At 60.6% G+C, this 20,826-nt stretch carries 18 protein-coding genes; 4 read left to right on the top strand and 14 right to left on the bottom strand.

Annotation, left to right across the window (positions count from 1 at the left end; translation table 11 throughout):
• Positions 1-319 precede the first annotated feature (319 nt).
• The gene (gene glpQ, locus AC3EMD_RS07525; protein ID WP_109956643.1) at positions 320-1,390 is read right to left on the bottom strand and encodes a glycerophosphodiester phosphodiesterase; all 1,071 of its coding nucleotides are present in this window, start codon (positions 1,388-1,390) and stop codon (positions 320-322) included.
• 9 nt (positions 1,391-1,399) lie between these two features.
• A complete protein-coding gene (gene glpT / locus AC3EMD_RS07520) occupies positions 1,400-2,746 on the bottom strand; it encodes a glycerol-3-phosphate transporter (protein WP_002913019.1) in 1,347 nt (448 codons plus the stop codon).
• A gap of 271 nt (positions 2,747-3,017) precedes the next feature.
• Here glpT and glpA point away from each other — a divergent pair, with 271 nt between their 5' ends.
• Genes glpA through glpC form a run of 3 tightly spaced genes read left to right on the top strand, consistent with a single transcriptional unit; the run spans position 3,018 to position 7,064 of the window.
• The gene (gene glpA / locus AC3EMD_RS07515; RefSeq protein WP_094955070.1) at positions 3,018-4,640 is read left to right on the top strand and encodes an anaerobic glycerol-3-phosphate dehydrogenase subunit A; all 1,623 of its coding nucleotides are present in this window, start codon (positions 3,018-3,020) and stop codon (positions 4,638-4,640) included.
• Entirely contained in the window at positions 4,630-5,889 is a 1,260-nt protein-coding gene (gene glpB, locus AC3EMD_RS07510; protein ID WP_302074009.1) for a glycerol-3-phosphate dehydrogenase subunit GlpB, read from the top strand. The genes glpA and glpB overlap by 11 nt, the downstream gene beginning before the upstream one ends.
• Positions 5,886-7,064: an anaerobic glycerol-3-phosphate dehydrogenase subunit GlpC gene (glpC, locus tag AC3EMD_RS07505; RefSeq protein ID WP_110409056.1), complete on the top strand. Its 1,179-nt coding sequence runs from the start codon at positions 5,886-5,888 to the stop codon at positions 7,062-7,064. Before glpB ends, glpC begins: the two co-directional genes overlap by 4 nt.
• A 28-nt stretch (positions 7,065-7,092) precedes the next feature.
• Here the strand turns inward: glpC and yfaU are convergent, their stop codons facing one another.
• The 7 genes from yfaU to AC3EMD_RS07470 form a co-directional block, all read right to left on the bottom strand.
• The gene (gene yfaU / locus AC3EMD_RS07500) at positions 7,093-7,896 is read right to left on the bottom strand and encodes a 2-keto-3-deoxy-L-rhamnonate aldolase (protein WP_012540990.1); all 804 of its coding nucleotides are present in this window, start codon (positions 7,894-7,896) and stop codon (positions 7,093-7,095) included.
• Between the two features lie 14 nt (positions 7,897-7,910).
• Complete coding sequence (locus AC3EMD_RS07495) at positions 7,911-9,200, bottom strand: MFS transporter (protein ID WP_302074176.1); 1,290 nt, start codon at positions 9,198-9,200, stop codon at positions 7,911-7,913.
• Positions 9,201-9,242: 42 nt separating this feature from the next.
• Positions 9,243-10,448: an L-rhamnonate dehydratase gene (gene rhmD, locus AC3EMD_RS07490; protein ID WP_016161581.1), complete on the bottom strand. Its 1,206-nt coding sequence runs from the start codon at positions 10,446-10,448 to the stop codon at positions 9,243-9,245.
• 10 nt (positions 10,449-10,458) lie between these two features.
• Positions 10,459-11,244 carry an IclR family transcriptional regulator gene (locus AC3EMD_RS07485; RefSeq protein ID WP_008803963.1) on the bottom strand — a complete coding sequence of 262 codons (786 nt, stop codon included), beginning with the start codon at positions 11,242-11,244 and terminating at the stop codon, positions 10,459-10,461.
• A gap of 205 nt (positions 11,245-11,449) precedes the next feature.
• Complete coding sequence (locus tag AC3EMD_RS07480) at positions 11,450-12,646, bottom strand: nicotinamide mononucleotide deamidase-related protein YfaY (protein WP_008803962.1); 1,197 nt, start codon at positions 12,644-12,646, stop codon at positions 11,450-11,452.
• A gap of 102 nt (positions 12,647-12,748) precedes the next feature.
• The gene (locus tag AC3EMD_RS07475; protein WP_004201712.1) at positions 12,749-13,291 is read right to left on the bottom strand and encodes a YfaZ family outer membrane protein; all 543 of its coding nucleotides are present in this window, start codon (positions 13,289-13,291) and stop codon (positions 12,749-12,751) included.
• Positions 13,292-13,565: 274 nt separating this feature from the next.
• Positions 13,566-14,507 (bottom strand): Rpn family recombination-promoting nuclease/putative transposase, encoded by a 942-nt coding sequence (locus tag AC3EMD_RS07470; RefSeq protein ID WP_049162621.1) that lies wholly within the window; start codon positions 14,505-14,507, stop codon positions 13,566-13,568.
• 137 nt (positions 14,508-14,644) lie between these two features.
• Here AC3EMD_RS07470 and nudI point away from each other — a divergent pair, with 137 nt between their 5' ends.
• Complete coding sequence (nudI, locus tag AC3EMD_RS07465; protein ID WP_060619758.1) at positions 14,645-15,070, top strand: nucleoside triphosphatase NudI; 426 nt, start codon at positions 14,645-14,647, stop codon at positions 15,068-15,070.
• Between the two features lie 55 nt (positions 15,071-15,125).
• Here the strand turns inward: nudI and menE are convergent, their stop codons facing one another.
• Genes menE through menD form a run of 5 tightly spaced genes read right to left on the bottom strand, consistent with a single transcriptional unit; the run spans position 15,126 to position 20,761 of the window.
• A complete protein-coding gene (gene menE, locus AC3EMD_RS07460; protein WP_032740174.1) occupies positions 15,126-16,502 on the bottom strand; it encodes an o-succinylbenzoate--CoA ligase in 1,377 nt (458 codons plus the stop codon).
• Positions 16,499-17,464 carry an o-succinylbenzoate synthase gene (menC, locus tag AC3EMD_RS07455; protein ID WP_060619760.1) on the bottom strand — a complete coding sequence of 322 codons (966 nt, stop codon included), beginning with the start codon at positions 17,462-17,464 and terminating at the stop codon, positions 16,499-16,501. The genes menE and menC overlap by 4 nt, the downstream gene beginning before the upstream one ends.
• Positions 17,464-18,321: a 1,4-dihydroxy-2-naphthoyl-CoA synthase gene (gene menB / locus AC3EMD_RS07450; RefSeq protein WP_022066040.1), complete on the bottom strand. Its 858-nt coding sequence runs from the start codon at positions 18,319-18,321 to the stop codon at positions 17,464-17,466. The genes menC and menB overlap by 1 nt, the downstream gene beginning before the upstream one ends.
• A gap of 14 nt (positions 18,322-18,335) precedes the next feature.
• Positions 18,336-19,094 carry a 2-succinyl-6-hydroxy-2,4-cyclohexadiene-1-carboxylate synthase gene (gene menH, locus AC3EMD_RS07445; RefSeq protein ID WP_038421559.1) on the bottom strand — a complete coding sequence of 253 codons (759 nt, stop codon included), beginning with the start codon at positions 19,092-19,094 and terminating at the stop codon, positions 18,336-18,338.
• On the bottom strand, positions 19,091-20,761 hold the full coding sequence (gene menD, locus AC3EMD_RS07440; protein ID WP_302074008.1) for a 2-succinyl-5-enolpyruvyl-6-hydroxy-3-cyclohexene-1-carboxylic-acid synthase: 1,671 nt from the start codon (positions 20,759-20,761) through the stop codon (positions 19,091-19,093). The genes menH and menD overlap by 4 nt, the downstream gene beginning before the upstream one ends.
• Positions 20,762-20,826 lie beyond the last annotated feature (65 nt).

The following is a 20,826-nucleotide window of genomic DNA, read 5'->3' as shown; positions in this document are numbered from 1 at the left end:
CAATATGTTTTCCGTGGCGCAGGGAGCGCACAGAGGGCGGCCAGTCGCCGCCGCCCTCTGTACTCCCGGGCTCTGGCCGCCAAAATCGCCACTTCGTGGTGCCTTCGACTTATCCCTGCAGGCTTCGGGTCGGGCCGAGGCAGCGTCCCTGCAAATCACGGCCCTCAGCCCGCATCCATGCGGGCTGCCCCGGCCTGCCGGGAACGTCTCAGCGATTTTGAGGCCACCAACACCGGCAGTTTCAGCCAGCATGGTGAATAAATTAAAGGCAGGCCGCACAGACCGTAGCCCGGGTAAGGCGTAGCCGCCACCCGGCTTTTTAGCGTTTAGCGTTCAGAAACTGCACCGCTTTATCCGGGAAATCGGTAAACAAGCCGTCGACGCCCGCCTGGTGATACAGCAGGTCATAGAGCTGATTAACGTTAGTCGCGTACTCCGGCAGCTGATCCGCACGCACGGTGTACGGATGCACCTGCAGATGGCTGGCATGCGCCTCTTTTACCATCGCCGTCAGCTTCACCGCGCCCGGCTTCGAGCCTTCCGCCACCAGCATATGGTAATCCGGGCCAATACCGTCGGCGTACTGCGCAATCTGCGCCATCGCACCCGGCTGGAACATCCAGTCGTAGCTGTAGTTCACCCATTTGCCATCTGCCTGTTTCTGCTGGGTTTCATTCCAGTCGGTATAGGAGATGAGCTGCACCAGATTGAGATCCATGCCCATCTTCGGTTCCAGCTCATTTTTGATACGTTTGAGCTCATTAGCGTCAAAGCACTGCAGATAAACCTTATCCTGCTTGCTGGTATAGCCATATTCCTTCAGCACTTTCAGCGTGCTGGCGGCAATATCTTTGCCTTCCTGATGGTGGAACCACGGCGCTTTGATTTCCGGGTAGATACCGATATTTTTACCCGTCGAATGGTTCAGCCCCTGGACAAACTCAATCTCTTCTTCAAAGGTATGAATGCGGAAATCGGATTTGCCCATCGGGAAACGCCCGGGATAGGTTTGCACGTTCTTACCATTTTTCGGCTCAAAACCTTCGGTAAACTTCAACGACTTAATCTCGGCCAGGGTAAAGTCAATAGCGTAAAAACGACCGTCTTGACGCGCCCGCTGCGGGAAACGCTGCGCAACGTCAGTCACCCGATCGAGATAGTGGTCGTGCAACACCACCAGCCGGTCGTCTTTGGTCATCACCAGATCTTGCTCAAGGTAATCCGCCCCCTGAGCGTAAGCCATCGCTTTCGCCGGCAGGGTATGTTCCGGCAGATACCCGCTGGCGCCGCGGTGGGCGATGACCATTTTCTCCGCTGCGACAGCGCTGAAGCACAGCGCCGAACTGGCCAAAATCATGCCGCTCATTAGCGCGGTGAGTTTCATGTTCATCGTCGCTCCTTAGGCTTGTTTCAGTTGTTGATGATGACGACGCTCGCCAAGCATCACGATAACCAGCAGGATAACCGCCAGCACGCTGCCGCCGATCATCACCATGAAGCCGCCGTCCCAGCCGAAGAAATCGACGGTGTAGCCGACGATGGCGCTCGCGGCTACGGAACCGCCGAGATAGCCAAACAGACCGGTGAAGCCCGCAGCGGTACCGGCGGCTTTTTTCGGCGCCAGTTCCAGCGCATGCAGACCGATCAGCATCACCGGGCCGTAAATCAGGAAGCCAATGATGATCATACAGGCCATATCCACGCCCGGATTACCCGGCGGGTTCAGCCAGTAAACGACAGTGGCGATGGTCACCAGGGTCATAAAGAACACGCCGGTCGCGCCGCGGTTGCCTTTAAACACTTTGTCCGACATCCAGCCGCACAGCAGCGTGCCAGGGATCCCCGCGTACTCGTACAGGAAGTAGGCCCAGGAGGATTTATCCAGCGCGAAGTGTTTGACCTCTTTCAGGTAGGTCGGCGACCAGTCGAGAATGCCGTAGCGCAGCAGATAAACGAAGACGTTAGCGATAGCGATGTACCACAGCAGCTTGTTCGGCAGAATGTACTGCATAAAGATCTGCTTCGCCGTCAGCTCTTCTTCGTGTTTTTCGCTATAGTCATCCGGATAGTCGTTTTTATACTCTTCGATCGGCGGCAGACCGCAGGACTGCGGGGTATCGCGCATCATCGCGAAGGCAAAAATCGCCAGCAGGATCGCGCCGAAAGCCGGCATATACAGCGCCGCGTGCCAGTCGTTAAACCACGCCATCCCCAGCAGGAACAGCAGCGGCGGAATACCGCCGCCGACGTTATGCGCGCAGTTCCACACCGAGACAATCCCACCGCGCTCTTTCTGCGACCACCAGTGCACCATGGTCCGGCCGCACGGCGGCCAGCCCATCCCCTGGAACCATCCGCAAAGAAACAGCAATACGAACATGATCATGATGCTGGAAGTCGCCCACGGTACAAAGCCCATCACCAACATCACCAGTGCGGCGAGGATCAAGCCGGCCGGCAGGAAAATGCGCGGATTCGAGCGGTCAGAGACCGAGCCCATGATGAATTTCGAAAATCCGTAGGCGATGGAGATGCCGGAAAGGGCGAAACCGAGGTCGCCACGGGAGAAGCCCTGCTCAATCAGATAAGGCATCGCCAGGGCAAAGTTCTTACGAACCAGATAGTAAGCGGCATAACCAAAAAAGATGCCAATGAAAATCTGCCAGCGTAATCGACGATACAGCGGGTCGATCTCCGCTGCTGGCAAACGCGCTTTATGCGCGGCGGGTTTAAAAATACTTAACATATCAGCCTCCGTGGCCCTTGCTGTTTTCTACTGACGTCACGACAAAATCCCAGATTAATCACCAACTTCAAATATGGTCGCGATGGTAGGCAATACGTAGAGTTGATACTGTGAAACATCGCACAATTTGTTACAGAAATATGACAAAACGTTCTAATGTGAGCACGAAATCACATAACACGCTCAAATAACGCGCGAATATGCTCGAAATCAAACAATAACCTTATGAATTGTGGCTAAATGGCGTTAAACGAAAGCAGAGGAGCTGAAGATGACGGGACGTCTTGATAGCGAGGTCATTATCATCGGCGGCGGAGCAACCGGCGCCGGTATCGCCCGCGACTGCGCCCGGCGCGGATTACGAACGCTGCTCATTGAGCGCCATGATATCGCCACCGGGGCCACCGGCCGTAATCATGGACTGCTGCACAGCGGCGCCCGCTATGCGGTGACCGACAACGAATCCGCTCGCGAATGCATCAGTGAGAACCGCATCCTGCGCCGCATCGCCCGCCACTGTATCGAACCGTCCGGCGGTCTGTTTATTACCCTGCCTGAAGATGACCTGGCGTATCAGCAGACTTTTATCACCGCCTGCCAGCAGGCCGGCATTGAAGCTACCCCGCTCTCCCCGCAGGAAGCGCTGCGCCGGGAGCCCGCCGTCAACCCGACGCTGCTGGGCGCAGTGCAGGTCCCGGACGGCACCATCGACCCGTTTCGCCTCACCGCGGCCAATATGCTCGACGCCCGCGAACACGGCGCGCAGATCCTTACCGGCTGCGAAGTAACAAGCCTGCTACGCCAGGGCGATCGCGTCTGTGGCGTCCAGGTATACGACCGCCAACTTCACCAGGCCCGCACGCTGTACGCCGGGGTGGTGGTTAACGCCGCCGGGATCTGGGGGCAGCGCATTGCGGAATATGCCGACCTGCGCATCACCATGTTCCCGGCGAAGGGATCGCTGTTGATCCTTGACCACCGGATTAACAACCTGGTGATCAACCGCTGCCGTAAGCCGGCCGACGCCGATATTCTGGTGCCCGGGGATACCATCTCGCTGATCGGCACCACCTCAATGCATATTCCTTATGACGACATTGACGACAACCGGGTAACGACGGCGGAAGTCGATACCCTGCTGCGCGAAGGCGAAAAGCTGGCGCCGATCATGGGCCGCACCCGGATCCTCCGCGCCTACTCCGGCGTCCGCCCGCTGGTGGCCAGCGATAACGACCCCAGCGGGCGCAGCGTCAGCCGCGGCATCGTCCTGCTCGACCATGCCCAGCGTGACGGTATGGAAGGCTTCATTACTATCACCGGCGGCAAGCTGATGACCTATCGCCTGATGGCCGAGTGGGCCACCGACGCCGTCTGTCGTAAGCTGGGAAACACCACCCCCTGTAGCACGGCCGAGACCCCGCTGCCCGGTTCACAGGAGCCAACGGAAAGTACCCTGCAAAAAATTATCTCCCTCCCCACCCCGCTGCGCGGCTCGGCCGTCTACCGTCACGGCGATCGCACTCCTGCCTGGCTTGGCGACAGCCGCCAGCACCGTAGCCTGGTCTGCGAATGCGAAGCCGTTACCGCTGGCGAAGTGAAATACGCGGTGGAAAATCTGGCGGTCAACACCCTCCTCGACCTGCGCCGCCGCACCCGGATTGGCATGGGCACCTGCCAGGGGGAACTCTGCGCCTGCCGCGCTGCCGGACTGTTGCAGCGCTTTAACGTCACCACCCCCGCGCAGTCGTTGACCCAGCTCTCGGCGTTTCTCAATGAACGCTGGAAGGGCGTTCAGCCCATCGCCTGGGGCGATGCACTGCGCGAAAGCGAATTTACCCGCTGGGTCTACCTCGGCCTGTGCGGACTGCCACAGGAGCACCAGGATGAAGTTTGATTGCGCAATTGTCGGCGGCGGGCTCGCCGGCCTGTTGTGCGGGCTGGCGCTGAATCAGTACGGCCTGCGCAGCGTCATTATCAGCCGCGGGCAGAGCGCGCTGCATTTTTCCTCCGCGTCGTTAGACCTGCTCTCGGCGCTGCCCAACGGCGATAACGTTACTGACGTCGCACAAGGTCTGCAGCAACTCGCTGAACAGCTTCCTGAACACCCTTATTCCCGGCTCGGCGCCGGGGCGGTACTCGAATACGCGACACAGACCGAAGCCCTGCTGGCCGCCTGCGGCGCGGTGATGCAGGGCGACGCGCGCCAGCCTCACCGACGGGTGACGCCGCTGGGGACGTTGCGCCCGGCATGGTTGTCACCACAAGAGGTTCCGCTGGCGCCACTGCCGCAGCAAGGCGTCTGCCTGGTGGGGATCAGCGGTTTTGCTGATTTTCAGCCACATCTCGCCGCCGCCGCGCTCGGTCAACACGGAGTTACCGCCGCGGCGGTGGAAATCGAGTTACCGCTGCTGGATGTGCTGCGTGACAACCCCACCGAGTTTCGCGCCGCCAATATCGCCCGCGTACTGGATGATGAGAATCTATGGCCGGCCCTGCATGCAGCGCTGCTGCCGCTGGCGCAGCAGCATGACCTGCTGATCATGCCCGCCTGTTTTGGCCTCGCCGACGATCGCCTGTACCGCTGGCTGCAGACGCGCCTGCCCTGCCCGCTGCGTTTGCTGCCGACGCTGCCGCCTTCGGTGCCGGGGATGCGCCTGCATAGCCAGCTTCAGCGTCAGTTCATTCGCGAGGGCGGCACCTGGCTTGCTGGCGATGAAGTGGTGAAAATCAGCCATCGACAGGGCGCCGTCGAGGCCGTCTGGACGCGAAATCACGGCGATGTCGCGCTGCGTCCGCGTTTCACCGTGCTGGCCAGCGGCAGCTTTTTCAGCAACGGTCTTGTCGCCACTCGCGATAGCGTGCGCGAGCCGATCCTCGGCCTCGATCTGCAGCAGACCCTGCCACGGGAAAGCTGGTACCAGCGCGATTTCTTCGCCTCACAACCGTGGCAGCGGTTCGGTGTGAAAACCGATGCCCTGCTGCGCCCCCTGCAGGGCGGGCAGCCGTTCCATAATCTGTTTGCCATCGGTTCGCTGCTCGGCGGGTTCGATGCCATTCAGCTCGGCTGTGGCGGCGGCGTCTGCGCCGTTACCGCGCTGCACGCCGCCAGACAGATCCACGCCCTTGCCGGAGGCCGGCCATGAACGATACCCGTTTTGAAAGCTGCATTAAGTGCACGGTCTGTACCACCACCTGCCCGGTAAGTCGGGTCAATCCACGCTATCCCGGCCCGAAACAGGCGGGGCCGGACGGCGAACGTCTGCGTCTGAAGGATGGCGCGCTGTACGACGAGGCGCTGAAGTACTGCATTAACTGCAAGCGCTGCGAGGTTGCCTGCCCGTCGGATGTGAAAATTGGCGATATCATTCAGCGCGCCCGGGCACAGTACGGCCAGCAAAAGCCGACCCTGCGCGACGCCATCCTCAGCCATACCGACCTGATGGGCACCCTTTCCACTCCCTTTGCCCCCCTGGTCAACGCCACGACCGGTTTAAAACCGGTGCGCCGCCTGCTCGACGCGGCGCTTAAAATCGACCACCGGCGCACACTACCGAAATATGGCTTCGGCACCTTCCGCCGCGCTTACCGCCAGCTCGCGGCCAGACAGGCGCAGTACCCTGAGCAGGTGGTCTTCTTTCATGGCTGCTACGTCAACTATAACCATCCGCAGCTGGGTAAGGATCTGATCCGCGTCGTCAACGCGCTGGGTACCGGCGTGCAGTTGTTATCGAAGGAAAAATGCTGCGGCGTGCCGCTGATCGCCAACGGCTTTTTCGACAAGGCGCGTAAACAGGCGCAGAGTAACGTCGCTGCGATGCGGGAAAACACGCTGCCGATCATTGCCACCTCCTCGACCTGCACCTTTACGCTACGTGATGAATACCCTCATCTCCTCGATGTCGACAACAGCGATCTTCGCGATCGGGTCGAGCTGGCCACCCGCTGGATCTGGAAACAGCTGGATGCCGGCAAGACGCTACCGCTGCGCCGGCTGCCGCTGAAGGTGGTCTATCACACCCCGTGTCATATGGAAAAGATGGGCTGGTCGCTGTATACCCTCGAGCTGCTGCGGCTGATCCCCGGCCTGCAGCTGGAGGTGCTGGATTCGCAGTGCTGCGGCATCGCGGGTACCTACGGGTTTAAAACTGAGAATTATGCGGTATCCCAGGCTATCGGCGCCCCGCTGTTCCGCCAGATTGAGGAGAGTGGCGCCGACATCGTCGTGACCGACTGCGAGACCTGCAAATGGCAGATTGAGATGTCCACCAGCAAACGCTGCGAGCATCCGCTGACGGTACTGGCGCAAGCGCTCGCCTGAGCCCAGCGCCAGCCTCCGCCATCAATAGTTAATAGCTCGCTTTCTCCTGCGGCTGGGCGCAGGTGGGTTTGAACATCGCCAGCCGGCGGTCCAGCGCCTGGGTATACAGCATGGTGTCCACCCCGACCGCCACGAAGTTGGCCCCCCAGGCAAGACATTTTTCTGCCATCGCCGGGTCGACCGCCAGAAATCCGGCCGCTTTCCCCGCCGCGCGAATGCGCCGGATGCTCTGCTCGATCACCCGCTGCACGTCAGGATGGCCGGCATCGTCCGGGTGACCCAGCGAGGCGGAGAGATCCGCCGGACCGATAAACACCCCGTCAATGCCGTCCACCTCAAGAATCGCGTCCAGATTCTCCAGCGCGGTTCGGCTCTCGACCTGTATCAGCAGACAGAGTTCGTCATTCGCCTCCGCCATATAATTCTCTATCCTTCCCCAGCGCGCCGCTCTCGCCACGCCAGCGCCAACACCGCGGCTACCGATGGGCGGATAACGGGTCGCCGAGACCACTTCCCGCGCCTGCTCGGCGGTATCGACCATCGGCACCAGCAACGTTCTGGCGCCAATATCCAGCACCTGTTTTATCAGGCTGCGGTTGCCCTCGACCGGACGGATGACCGGCTGGCTGGCGTAGGGGGCAATCGCCTGCAGCTGATGATAAAGGTCCTGAATCGTGTTCGGCGCATGCTCTCCGTCGATCAGCAGCCAGTCGTATCCCGAGGTCGCGGCGATCTCGGCCATGTAGGAGGAGGTGGAGCTCAGCCACAGGCCGATTTGCGTCTCACCGCGTAATAATCCCCGTTTGAAGGGGTTAGATAACAGTGCGTTCATAGCGATTCCTTTATTCAATGCTGTACGCTGCCGCGCTGGGGTACCGCGCGGGTAAAGCTCAATGAAAAGATAATGACCACCCCGACAATGGCGACGCCGGCCAGGGTTAACAGTCCGGCGGCGCTGCTGGCGAACAAATTTTCGGCCTGCACGCGCACGATCGGCGCCAGAAAACCGCCGATGGCGCCAAACAGGTTAACAAAGCCAATCCCGGCGGCCAGCGCCGTGCCGGACAGCAGCTGCGTCGGCATCGTCCAGAAGACCGGCTGCACGGCAATCACCCCAACCGCCGCCACGCACAGCGCGATGATAGCCAGCACCGGCGCCACCAGTCCGGACACCGCAATCCCGACCGCCGCCGCCAGCAGCGTCAGGGCGGCAATATTGCGCCGCTCGCCGGTGCGATCGGAGTAGCGAGGGATAAGCCAGGTGCCAAACAGCGCTGCCACCCACGGGATAGCCGTCACCACCGAGGCAACGAAGCCAACTTTGGTGCCCAGCAGCGCAGCAACCTGGGTGGGCAGGAAGAAAATCAGACCATAGACCGCCACCTGAATGGTCAGATAAATCAGCGCCAGCTGCCAGACCCGCCCGTTACGCAGCGCATCGGACAGGCGCGAGGCAATCTTTTTCTCCTCCTCGCGCGCCAGCTCGCCGATCAGCGCCTGTTTCTCCTCTATGCTCAGGAAGCGGGCATGCTGCGGCGAATCGTCCAGCCAGAAGAAGGTGAACGCTCCCGCGGCGACGGCGAGCAGGCCTTCAATGACAAACATCCAGAACCAGCCGGGATGGCCCATCAACCCATGCATCTCCAGCAGCGCACCGGATAAAGGCGATCCCAGCGTCAGGGCCAGCGGCGCCCCCATATAAAACAGCCCCATAATGCTGGCGCGGTTTTGCTGAGGAAACCACTGTGAAGTGAGGTAGATCATTCCGGGAAAGAATCCCGCCTCCGCCGCGCCCAGCAGGGTACGTACCAGCAGGAATTTCGCTTCCGTATCCGCCCACGCCATCGCCGCCGACAGCACGCCCCACAGCAGCGTGGTGCAGCCGATCCATTTTCTGGCGCCAAATTTGCGCATCAGCAGATTGGCCGGCACCCCGAGGAAGGCATAGACCACAAAGAAGATACCGGCCCCCAGAGCGTAGGCCTCATTGCTGAGCCCGGTATCCAGCTGGTAGGTCTCTTTGGCGAAACCGATATTCGAACGGTCAAGAAACGCCAGCACGTACAGCGCCAGCATAAAGGGGATTAAGCGGGCGCGGTTTTTCTTCACCACGCTCTCCAGCAGAGTGTTGCTCATCATAATATCCTCAGGCGCGGGCCGCCGGGCGGCCCGACGCAATCAGTGTTGATAAGGACGCTTCAGGTTGCAGTCGCGATTGAGCTCGACGCCAAAGCCGGGTTTGTCCAGGACCGATTTATGAATGCGCCCTCTCTCCGGCACCGGCTCGCCGAGCAGGATCGGGTCGAACTGCGGACGCAGCGTGGCGCAGTCCGGACTGGTCATCAGAAACTCGCTGAACGGCGTGTTGGTGAAGGTGATCACCGCATGATGTGAGTAAACCGACGAGCCGTGGGGCACCACCAGCTGCCCGCGCGCTTTGGCGATGGCCGCGATCTCCACCAGGGTGGTTAAGCCGCCGCACCAGCCGACGTCGGGCTGCATAATATCGATGCCGGTTTCCGACAGGGTGCGGAAGGACTGCAGTGTGCCGTGGTGCTCGCCGCTGGTCACCATCATCCCGGCCGGCGCCTGGCGCTTCAGCTCGCGATAGCCTTCATACTGCTGCGGCGGCAGGCACTCTTCGATCCACTTGAGGTTATAAGGGGCGCAGGCATGGGCAAGTTTGGTGGCATAGTTAACGTCCTGACTCATCCAGCAGTCCAGCATTAACCAGAAATCCGGGCCGCATTTTTCACGCATGTCAGCCACCATGGCGACGTCTTTGCGGATCCCGGCGTCGCCATCGTGCGGCCCCCAGTGGGTAGGCATTTTACCGCCGATAAAGCCCATCTCCTGCGCCAGGTCCGGACGCGCGCCGGTGGCATAGAACTGGATTTCGTCGCGCACTGCCCCGCCCAGCAGTTTGTAGACCGGCAGGCCAACCACTTTCCCGAACAGATCCCACAGCGCCAGGTCGACACAGGAGAGGGTATTCATCACCAGGCCGCCGGATCCCGCGTAGTAAAGGGTGGCGTTAAGCATCTGGTCATGGATCAGTTTGATATCGCTGACGCATTTGCCTTCGATAAAGCGGTTGAGATGTTTTTCCACGATAAAGCAGCCCATCTCCCCAGCCGTCGACACCGCAAAGCCGGTCTGTCCGTTGTCGGCTTCCACTTCCACAATCAGCGTCCCCAGCACGTTGATGCCAAACGACTGCCGGGACTGCTCATACTCTTTATATTTGCTCATCGGGGTGGCGATATGATCGTCAATCCAGTGGTTAGCCCCCTGGTCGTGGTAATCGCCGCCGCCGGCGCCCTGCTCTGCCGTGGCGCCGCCGATGAACCAGGCACGGACGTGTTTAATTTTCGGTAGGGTCATGATGTTCTCCTTATGATGAGGCGAGTTGTTCGAAGGGGCTTTTCCACCCCAGCAGACGGGAAATATCTTTCGCGCAGGCAATCGCCTTACCGGCCAGATAATCGCGATTGTCTTCATTGATTTGCAGACGGGTGCCCACCACCGAGATGGCGGCGGTCAGGTCGTTATTGGCGTTAAACACCGGCGCGGCGACACAGCGCACATCCGGATAGTCCTCGCCATTATCAAAGCTCCAGCCTCGGGCGCGGATCCGCCCCAGCTCTTCCCGCAGCTGTTGAGCATCGGTGATGGTCGTTGGCGTGGCCCGCTCCCACTGCAGGTCGTCGATAATCGACGCCTGAACGCTGGCGGGCTGCCAGGCCAGCAAACATTTGCCGATCCCGGAGCGATAAAGCGACAGGCTCTTGCCTTCGTGCGAACGCACGCTAATGGTGGCGGGAGACTCAATTTTAAGAATGTAGTAGGCGTTACCCTGATCGATGATGCCCAGATGACAAAGCAGACCGCACTCATCCATCAGTCGGGTGAGGCGCGGACGCGCCAGCTCGCGCAGATCCATTTTGCTCAGCGCCTGCCCGGCCAGCTCCACCAGCTTGGTCCACAGGCAGTAGTTATCCTGATTATCCATACTGATGAAGCGCTGTTTTTTTAGCTCGCCCAGCAGCAGATAAACCGTGCTTTTCGGGATCCCCAGTTCGGCAATGATGGTGGCTGCGCTGCAGGGGCCAATGCGGCTGATTAAATTGAGGATCTCAATCGCGCGGGTCAGCGCCGGGACTTTTGTTGATTCCAACATACTGGACTCCAATCCTTAATACTGGAATCAGTGTTGCGATTGTGCGGGCGGTAAAGTGTGAGCGGCATCGCGGGGCAATCGTTTTCCCGTATGCTGGACGATGTAGTGCAGAATATTGCGACCTAACGCACAGATTTTTTTCAGGAGAGTACAACAGGCTGGACAACCGGCGCCCGGGAGAAGCCCGCGCGCCGGGGGAAACGACTTACAGCGAGAGGGAATCCACCACGTTAATCCAGCCATGTTCGCTGGCCAGCGGTTGACCATTCAGCCAGCGACGCAGCATGTTTAATGCCATCATGGCGCAGACTTCCTGGCGTACCGCCAGGCTGTGGCGGGTGACGCTGAACTTCACGCGCAGCGCGAAGGTGCCGTCCGGGGTGGCCAGGGCCACGTTAAGATGATCGTTCTCCTGGCCGCTCACCGCCAGGGCCAGGCCGGCAAAATGGTTTATTCGCCGCTCGGCCGCCCAGCGAGCCGCCTGCGCCAGCGTCTCCTCCTGTGCCGGAACCACTTCGCTGGCCAGCAGCGGCGCGCCGGCGCGGGACAGCTGCAGCGCCAGCAGGCCGCCGGTAAACTGCTCGCTGAGCGTCAGGCTCAGCTGCCGCTCCTGCAGGCAGCGCGCAATCTGCGCCGGTAACCCTTCCGTGCCTTCGAAAATCAGACTGTCGCCAGCCACCTTGCGGACTTCCGGCCACAGGGCCAGCATGGCGTCGCGCTGGTCAGCCGGTCCGGTTAGCTTGAGTTCGATAATCGGCATCGACGAACGGTAACCCATCACCACGCCAGGCGGTAACGTCAGCGGATTGAGGCTTTGCGCCAGCTCGCTCTCCGAGCGGCCAAAGGTGGTCAAACGCAGGCATACCGGCGGTTCCGGCAGCGTAAAGCGCTGACGCAGACGCGGTAAAATCTCCTGCTCGACCATCACCTTAAATTCAGAAGGTACACCGGGGGTGAAAAACATCAGGCAGCGGTTGAGCTGAACGGCAAAGCCACAGGCCGTGCCGACCGGGTTATTGATCATCTCGGCGCTGGCGGGGATTTCCGCCTGCTTGCGGTTACTTTCCGCCATCGGCCGGCCGCGCTCGGCAAAGAAACGGGTCATGGTTTCCAGCCACTCCGGATGCAAAATAAGCCCTTCGCCTTTCGCGGTGGCGGCGGCCAGCGCGCTCAGATCGTCGCTGGTCGGCCCAAGGCCGCCGTTAACGATCAGCACATCCGCCTGTTCGCTGCGTTCGCGCAGAATCGCCACCAGCGCATCAAGATCGTCGCCAACGGTATGGCGGCGCGTTAACGGTAACCCCTGATTAAAAAAGAAATCCGCCAGCCATGCCGCATTGGTATCAACGATTTGACCATGCAACACTTCATCGCCAGTGGACAGCATTTCCACATTCAACATTGCTCACTCCTTGCCTGCCAGGTGGCAAATACTATAACGCAAAGCGGGATGCTGACGAGGAGGAAAATCTGGCGCGGCAAGAAGATACCGCGCCGGAGGAGATTAGAAGCTGGCGCTGGCGCCGATGTACGGGCCGTCGGCGATGGTGTTATCGCGGTTGCCATCTTTACCCGCCAGGTTCAGATAGCGATAGCCTGCCTGGATGCTGAGCGGACGCATGATGGTCCAGCTGGCGCCGACATTAGCTTCCTGATAGCTGTCAATGCCGCTGGAGAGGGAATCCGGCGAGTAGTAGTAGTCGCCGTACAGGCGGAAGCTGTCGCCAATTTTCCACTGCAGGCCGCCGCCGACCGCTGCCGCATAACCTTCATCGCCCTGTTTCGGGTTGGTGTATACGCCTTTACCGCCCACGGTCGCGAGGAACGGCCCCAGCGGAATATTGAGCCCCAGGCCTAAACCCGCGGCGTCGCCGTCGTTATCGCTGTGCAACCAGTTACCGGAAACGGCCAGGCCGGTAGACTCCGTGCCAAACCCGACGCCAAGATTGGTGTAATGCTCGCCTGCTTCACCGGTAACGCTGATCGCATGGGCCGCGGAAGAAACCAGCATGACGCCAGCCAGCGCCATAAAAATGCTTTTTTTCATTATTTACTCTATCCAGAAAATTAAAATCAAAGAAGTCCCGAAAAAACCTGAAAATTCTACTGCGCACCCGTCAGGAATCAATGACCTGGCGAAATGAATTTTCACAAGAGTGTAACCAGTTGCGTTTTTTTATGGCATCGGGCGTTGTCGGAATAACGAACCGCCCGTTCAGCGCCATGAATATTCATGTTTATTATGATTAACGCTGACACATTGACGAAAACAGAGAACTGACGCCGCACGATCGGCGCGGCGCGGGTGGATAAGGGAATAATTAATGCTGCAGCCGGGCCAGACATTCCGGGGCGAGGCCGGTCAGTTTCGCCACCAGCGACAGGTCAAGCCCGTTAGCGAGCATCGCCCGGGCAATACGCTCCGCGGTCTGCTGCTCACCTTGCTCCAGACCTTGTTGCAGACCTTGTTGCAGACCTTGCTTTAACCCTTGCTGATGGCCGCGTTGTTCCAGAAACTGGGCAATATTCATGAGCGTCTCCTTGTGCGACCGCCGGGGAACGCTTTGCGCAAGATGGCGCAAAAAAGCGACCGGATCGGCGGCGTTTCCTGCCTGTAACAGATAATGCAGCAGCGTCTTTAGCTGCCTGCGGCTAGTGTATCCCAGAGCTAACAGGCTGACCAGCTGCTCGTGCAGGTCCATCATGTCGCGCTGGCGGATATGCTTCTGCAGCAGCTCCAGCATCGCCACACGCCGGTGGCGCATGATTTCATCATCCGGGGTGGTGGTGATATCGATTAAGGGAAAATCATCACCATAGATCCGCCGCGCAACGTCCGGATCGGCAAAGCCTGCCAGCCAGCACATCGGGTACGGCCAGGGCGAAACGCGGCCATGATAAAACAGCAGGGGGATAACCAGCGGCAGCTGCGTATGCCCCTTATCCAGATGACGTTGCATCGCGGCGATGGCATAGCGCATCAGGCGAAAGGCCATATGGCGGTCCGCCGAGCTTTGGTGCTCAATCAACAGATAGATATAGCCCTCCCCCGCCTGCGTTTGCAGCGAGTAAAGGATATCGGAATGACTCGCTCGTAGCTCATCGTCAATAAAGCTCCCGGATTCCAGTTGCAGCGTATTCAGGTTGCATAACGCGCGCAGCGGTCCGGGGAGATGAATGTCAAGGAAGTCCTTTGCCGTCGCCCGGTGCGACAACAGGTGTTTAAATACGGCGTCATGCGGGGAATGGGGCGCCCTGTCCATGGCGAAACTCCATGCGATTATTTTCACCTAACTTAACACCCAACAGGACCAGGGCCGCATTTCGCTTGCGGTTTACCGAGGCGGCTCGCAAACTGTTTCATCGGCATACCGCCCCATCCCTCTGAAGGAGAAAAACCGTGCGTCAAAGGACGATTGTTTGCCCGCTTATCCAGAATGAAGGCCATTATCTGCTCTGCAAAATGGCCGCCGACCGCGGGGTTTTCCCCGGGCAATGGGCCTTATCCGGCGGCGGCGTGGAGCCAGGGGAGCGTATTGAAGAGGCGCTGCGGCGGGAAATACGCGAAGAGCTTGGCGAAAAACTCATTCTTACCCATATCGCGCCGTGGAGCTTTCGCGATGATACCCGCGTCAAAACTTACCCGGATGGTCGGCAGGAAACGATCTATATGATCTACCTGATCTTCGACTGCGTCAGCGCCAATCGCTACGTGACGATCAACGAGGAGTTTGACGATTACGCCTGGGTCAAAGCAGAAGATCTCAAAAACTACGATCTCAATGCCGCCACCCGCGTTACGCTCAGCCAGAAAGGGGTACTTTAGTCCAGCATACCACGTTCAACCCACCCGGCGTTATGCCGCGGGATATGGCGGGTGGCTACGATACGGTCGCATACGTCTGCTGTCTGGCCCATTCGCGCAGCGCCTGACGGGAAATCTTAATCCCACCGTTCTTTAACGTGTCCGGCAGCCGTAGCCAACGCACTGGCTGCTGGAAGCGCGCTAACCGCTCAGCGCTCCATGTCGCCAGCGCGCTCAACTCGCAGCCGTCATCGCATTCCACCACCGCGACCGGGCGTTGACCATATTCGACATCATCCAGCGGTACAATAAACACCTGTTGTACCGCTGGATATGCGAGTATCACGCGCTCGACCTCTTCCGGTTGAATACCTTCGCCGCCGCTAAAAAAAAGATTATCCAGTCGCCCAACAACCGTCAGCCGACCATTGTGTAATTCCCCGCGATCGCGTGTCGCAAACCAGCCTTCATCATTGGTTAATGGCAATAACTGACCGTCGCGCCAGTAACCCGCCGCCATACTCGACGCCCGCAGCCAGATCTCGCCGGCGACAATTTTCACCTCCCGCCCCGGCAGCGGTTCGCCCACATCCGCCGCGCCGTCGGCCGCTTTGGCACAGACCGTGGAAGCGAACTCGGTGAGGCCGTAGCCGCAGAAACTGCGTATTCCCTGCGCGAGTGCACGCTCAGTCAATTCGACCGGGATCGCTGCGCCGCCGAGCAGCACCGCCTTGAGGGAATGCGCAGCATCATCATTCAGCAGGCGCCACAGCTGAGTCGGCACCAGCGAAGCATGGGTACAGCCCTGCAGCATCTGCGCCAGCGGTTGCTTGTCGCGCACCGTCATTCGCGCGCCGGCCAGCAGCCAGCGCCAGATGATCCCCTGCCCGGAGACATGAAACAACGGCAGCGACAGTAGCCAGTCGTCTTCTGCGGCAAACGGCATCAGCGCCAGCACGCCAGCGGCGCTGGCCAGATGGGCGCTGGCGCTATGTACCGCCGCTTTCGGCAGGCCGGTTGAGCCGGAGGTTAACGTCATCGACACCAGCCGTTCGCCATGCCAGCAAACGGCATGGACGCCTTCGGCCGCCTGCAGAGTTAACGCCGGTAAATCCCCCGGCAGCGCAGCACCATTCAGCACCAGCTGATGCTGGACGTTTAACGCAGGCAGCAGTTCCTGCAGCAACACCTCTGGCAGCTGCGGATTCAGCGGCAACACCCGCGCCCCGCACTGCAGCAATGCCAGCCAGGCGAGTAGCGTCTCCGGCTGGTTGTAGGCCCGGAGCGCCACGCCATGACCTTCCATAACGCCCTGCGCGGCAAAGCCGGCCGCCAGCGCGTCAACCCGCGCGCATAGCTCACGCCAGGTCAGCAGCCGATCGTTCAGGCGTAACGCCTGCGCCTCACCGCGTAACTGGCGCCAGTGGCGCCAGGGCCAGTCGGAAAACATCACAGCAGCGGCTCCAGCGCATCAATGTTGATCATCGGCAGCGTACTTTCCGGCCACGGCCGTACCAGTTGGGCGCTCATCAGCGCCAGCGTATCGAGTCCGGGGATGGTCTGCGGCGTCAGCCAGGCGGCAACCCGCGCCAGCTGGGTTAACCCGAGGCTGGACTCGATTGACGAGCTAATCACCGCGCTAAGCCCCAGGGCGTGTGCCGCGGCGACCTGTTGCTGAACCTTTTGCACACTGCCGGTCAGCGTCGGTTTGATCACCACCGCGCGCACGCCGGGCTCCGCGACAAAGCGGAAATCCGCCTCGCGCAGGCTTTCATCCCAGGCGATAGCGATCCCCGTCTCGCGGCTAAAGGCCCGCGAGTCCTCCCGCGTTTTGCAGGGCTCCTCAAGAAACGCAATGCGCTGGCGATACGCGGGATTGACGTATTTGGCGAACTGCTGCGCTTTAAGCGGCGTCCACGCCCGGTTGGCATCCAGCCGCAGCTGGAGATCGGGGATGGCTTCCAGTAGCAGATTAACCACCATGCCGTCGCGGACCGCCTCCCACAGCCCCACTTTCACCTTAGCGACTTTCTCGCCGGGCATCGCCGCCAGTTTGGCGAACAGCTCATCCGGATCGCCGGAACAGAGCGGCGCCGCGCGATAATCCGCTGCCTGCGGTAGTTCGCCGTAAAGTTCCGCCTGCGCGCAGCTAATACCAAAAGCGACAGAAGGCAGTGTGGGAAGCGGCGGTTCCGCGCCGTCGCGCCAGGCCTGCGCCCACGCCAGCAGCGCCGTTTGCGCGTCTTCCAGCGTCTCGTCACTGAATCCCGGTAGGGGAGAAATTTCCCCCCAGCCTTCGCGTTCATCCTCCTGCAGGCGGATGAACAGCCCGTCGCGGGTTTTTAACCGCCGGTCGCGCAGAACCACGCCCGCGTCCATTGGTATCTGCCAGCGGTAAACCTGCGAAACGCGCATTATGGATTCCGTTTAAATTTGCTGAAGTCCGGCTGACGTTTCTGGTTGAAGGCGTTGCGGCCTTCCTGCCCTTCTTCCGTCATGTAGAACAGCATGGTGGCGTTACCCGCCAGCTCCTGCAGCCCGGCCTGGCCATCGCAGTCGGCGTTCAGCGCCGCTTTCAGGCAGCGCAACGCCATCGGGCTGTTTTGCAGCATTTCACGGCACCAGCGCACGGTCTCTTTTTCCAGATCAGCCAGCGGGACTACAGTGTTCACCAGCCCCATGTCCAGCGCCTGCTGGGCGTCATACTGACGGCACAGGAACCAGATTTCGCGCGCTTTTTTCTGCCCGACGATACGCGCCATATAGGAGGCGCCCCAGCCGCCATCAAAAGAGCCGACTTTTGGCCCGGTCTGGCCGAAGATGGCATTGTCCGCCGCGATGGTCAGATCGCACATCATGTGCAGCACGTGGCCGCCGCCGATAGAGTAGCCGGCTACCATCGCCACCACCGGTTTCGGGCAGGTGCGGATCTGGCGCTGGAAGTCGAGCACGTTAAGGTGGTGAACGCCGGAGTCGTCCTGATAGCCGCCGTAGTCGCCGCGAACTTTCTGGTCGCCGCCGGCGCAGAAGGCTTTCTCACCTTCACCGGTCAGGACAATCACCCCGATATTGTCGTCATAGCGGGCATCCGCCAGCGCCTGAATCATCTCTTTGACGGTCAGCGGGCGGAAGGCGTTGCGTACCTGTGGGCGGTTGATGGTGATTTTGGCAATCCCGTCAGTCGATTTTTGATAACGAATATCGGTATAGCCTTCGGAACAATCGTGCCATTCCACAGGGGCATAGAGCATTGCTTCATCAAGAGAGATCATAGAATGTCCTTCAGTTAACTTGCCAGAATCTGCGCCAGACAAGCAATCACCGCGGCGGGGTTGTCCCGGTGCGCGTTGTGTCCGGCATGGTGAATGATATGGGTATCGGCAGCGAGCGCTTGCGCGATGGCGCGAAACTTCGCGTCGCGTTCGCCACACAGGTAGTGAAAAGGAAAATCGCGAGCCTGCAGAGGCGCGCGCAGATCGGCCTGCCCGGCAAGGGAGGTTGCCTGCAGCATCGCCGCCAGCGTGGCGCCGTTATTGCGGCTACGTAAGGCGACCAATGACTCGCGCTGCGCGGCATCCAGTGAGGCAAAAACCGGCTGCTGATACCAGTCGGCAAAGACCTGCGCCAACGGATCGCGGCGAAAACGTTCTGCCCAGGCGCGGTCATTGCTGCGCCGCGCCTGCCGCGCTTCTGCATCCTGCAGGCCAGGATGGCCGCCTTCAACGATCAGGCCGCGCAGGCCCGCACGCGGCTGACAGGCGAAGTTCATCGCCACCCGGCCGCCCAGTGAGTAGCCAATCAGCCAGTAGCTAAGGATGTTGTAACTATTAAGCGTAGCCAGCAGCAGAGTATTGACCCCGGCAAAGTCCTGCACCGCGATATCCGCGGAGCCGCCGTGGCCCGGCAGATCGAGATACAGCCGCGGCCACGCGGGAAAGGCATCGCCCACCCCCCGCCACTCGTCGCGGTCGCCGGAAAACCCGTGCAGAAACACCAGCCAGGGATAACCTGACTGACCGTTGTCGACCGCCGCGCTGAGTATCACAGGCGGCTTACCTGCGCCAGCAGCTGCTGGAGAGTCTGCGTGCCGTCAGTCTCGTTGACCGCCAGCTCAATCACCGTCGCCCCTGCCCTGCGCCAGGCGCCCGCCAGCGCCTCATCCAGCGACTGCCAGTCATCAGGACGATGATAGGCCAGGCCGAACATCGCCGCCGCGTGGCTGAAATCCACGTCCTGCGGCATTAAATAGAACTGGCGGCGCTCGTCCTGCGGCGTCGGCAGCATAGAGAAAATCTGTCCGCCGTTGTTATTTACCACGATCAGCACCAGCGGCGCCGACGCCTGGCGCAGCAGGGCCAGCGAGTTGAGATCGTATAAGGCCGACAGATCGCCGACGATCGCCAGCGTCGGCCGCGCACTGGCGCGCAGCACGCCGGCGGCGGTGGCGATTAAACCATCAATCCCGCTGGCGCCGCGGTTGCTGTAAACCGGATACCCGGCCGGTAGCTGCGCCAGGGCGTCGATCAGGCGCACCACCAGACTGTTACCGACAAACAGTTGCCCCTGCTCCGGCAGATAGCGCCGAATACGCTGCGCCAGCTGCGCTTCGCCAAAAGGCTCATTGCTGGCAACCGCCGCCTGCCACGCCTGCCCGGCCAGCTGCGGGATCACCGTCGCCCACGGCTGGCGTTTTTCCGCCGGATGCAGCTCAAGCCAGCGCTCAACGCTGGCGAGCAGACGGCGGCCGCGGTGCTGCGCCGGGTCGAGGCGGCCTGGCAGATTATCCACCAGCCAGTATTCATCCGGCTCGCAGGTCGCCTGCCACTGGAGGACGCGTTTACCGGTCAGGCTGCTGCCGAGCTGCACCACGATCTGCGCCTGCGCCAGTTCGCTGACCGCTTTACCGTTGCCCAGCCACAGGTCAGCGCACGGCAGCGGCTGCCCGGTCTGCGACAGGACATCGCCGATCAGCGGCCAGCCGAGAGTTTGCGCCCACTCAGCCACTTTTTTCCCTTCCGCGGCGCTCATTCTCCCCGCCACGACGACGCCGCGTTTTTGCCGCCAGAAGAACCAGTCGCGCTGCTTCTCGCTCTCTAACTGCAGCGCCTGACGCAGCCAGGGTTTATCGCTCTGCCACCAGTTGCCGAGCTGCTGCTGCCACTCCACGCCGGTCTCATCCATATCGCCATACAGCGGTTCGGCGAACGGACAGTTGATATGCACCCCGCCGGCGTGCAGCGCCCCCAGCGCCTGGTCGATGGTTGAGACCAGCCAGCGGGCAGGAATATCCTGCGAGGGACGCGGCAGAGAAATCGTCTGCGACGGATGGGAGGCAAACATTCCGGGCTGGCGGATCGCCTGGTTCGCGCCGCAGTCGATCAGCTCCGGTGGACGGTCGGCGGTCAACAGGATCATCTTTTCGCCGGTGAGGCCCGCCTCAATCAGCGCCGGATAGAGGTTTGCGGTGGCGGTCCCGGAGGTGACTATCACCGCCACCGGCTGCCGGCTGGCCTTCGCCAGGCCGAGCGCCAGGTGGCCGAGGCCGCGTTCGTCGAAATGGGTATGATAGATAAAGGCGCGGTTTTCCGCCGCCGCCAGGGTTAAGGGTGTCGAGCGCGAGCCCGGCGCGATGCAGATATGCTGCACGCCATGGCGCGTTAAAGCTTCCAGGATCACCGCCGCCCAGCGTCGGTTAAATGCGCTTACTGACATGAAATTGTCCGGTATCAAATATTGATGCTAAGTATAGATAAGGCAAAGTGACGACGTTTTGATAT

It is taken from the genome of Klebsiella sp. PK18 (genome assembly GCF_057784655.1).
This window is presented reverse-complemented; position numbering and strand designations above follow the sequence as displayed.

Coding starts and splice junctions, on each gene's coding strand:
- glpQ (WP_109956643.1), bottom strand. CDS start 1,390: ATGAACATGAAACTCACCGCGCTAATGAGCGGCATGATTTTGGCCAGT.
- glpT (WP_002913019.1), bottom strand. CDS start 2,746: ATGTTAAGTATTTTTAAACCCGCCGCGCATAAAGCGCGTTTGCCAGCA.
- glpA (WP_094955070.1), top strand. CDS start 3,018: ATGACGGGACGTCTTGATAGCGAGGTCATTATCATCGGCGGCGGAGCA.
- glpB (WP_302074009.1), top strand. CDS start 4,630: ATGAAGTTTGATTGCGCAATTGTCGGCGGCGGGCTCGCCGGCCTGTTG.
- glpC (WP_110409056.1), top strand. CDS start 5,886: ATGAACGATACCCGTTTTGAAAGCTGCATTAAGTGCACGGTCTGTACC.
- yfaU (WP_012540990.1), bottom strand. CDS start 7,896: ATGAACGCACTGTTATCTAACCCCTTCAAACGGGGATTATTACGCGGT.
- AC3EMD_RS07495 (WP_302074176.1), bottom strand. CDS start 9,200: ATGAGCAACACTCTGCTGGAGAGCGTGGTGAAGAAAAACCGCGCCCGC.
- rhmD (WP_016161581.1), bottom strand. CDS start 10,448: ATGACCCTACCGAAAATTAAACACGTCCGTGCCTGGTTCATCGGCGGC.
- AC3EMD_RS07485 (WP_008803963.1), bottom strand. CDS start 11,244: ATGTTGGAATCAACAAAAGTCCCGGCGCTGACCCGCGCGATTGAGATC.
- AC3EMD_RS07480 (WP_008803962.1), bottom strand. CDS start 12,646: ATGTTGAATGTGGAAATGCTGTCCACTGGCGATGAAGTGTTGCATGGT.
- AC3EMD_RS07475 (WP_004201712.1), bottom strand. CDS start 13,291: ATGAAAAAAAGCATTTTTATGGCGCTGGCTGGCGTCATGCTGGTTTCT.
- AC3EMD_RS07470 (WP_049162621.1), bottom strand. CDS start 14,507: ATGGACAGGGCGCCCCATTCCCCGCATGACGCCGTATTTAAACACCTG.
- menC (WP_060619760.1), bottom strand. CDS start 17,464: ATGCGCGTTTCGCAGGTTTACCGCTGGCAGATACCAATGGACGCGGGC.
- menB (WP_022066040.1), bottom strand. CDS start 18,321: ATGATCTCTCTTGATGAAGCAATGCTCTATGCCCCTGTGGAATGGCAC.
- menD (WP_302074008.1), bottom strand. CDS start 20,761: ATGTCAGTAAGCGCATTTAACCGACGCTGGGCGGCGGTGATCCTGGAA.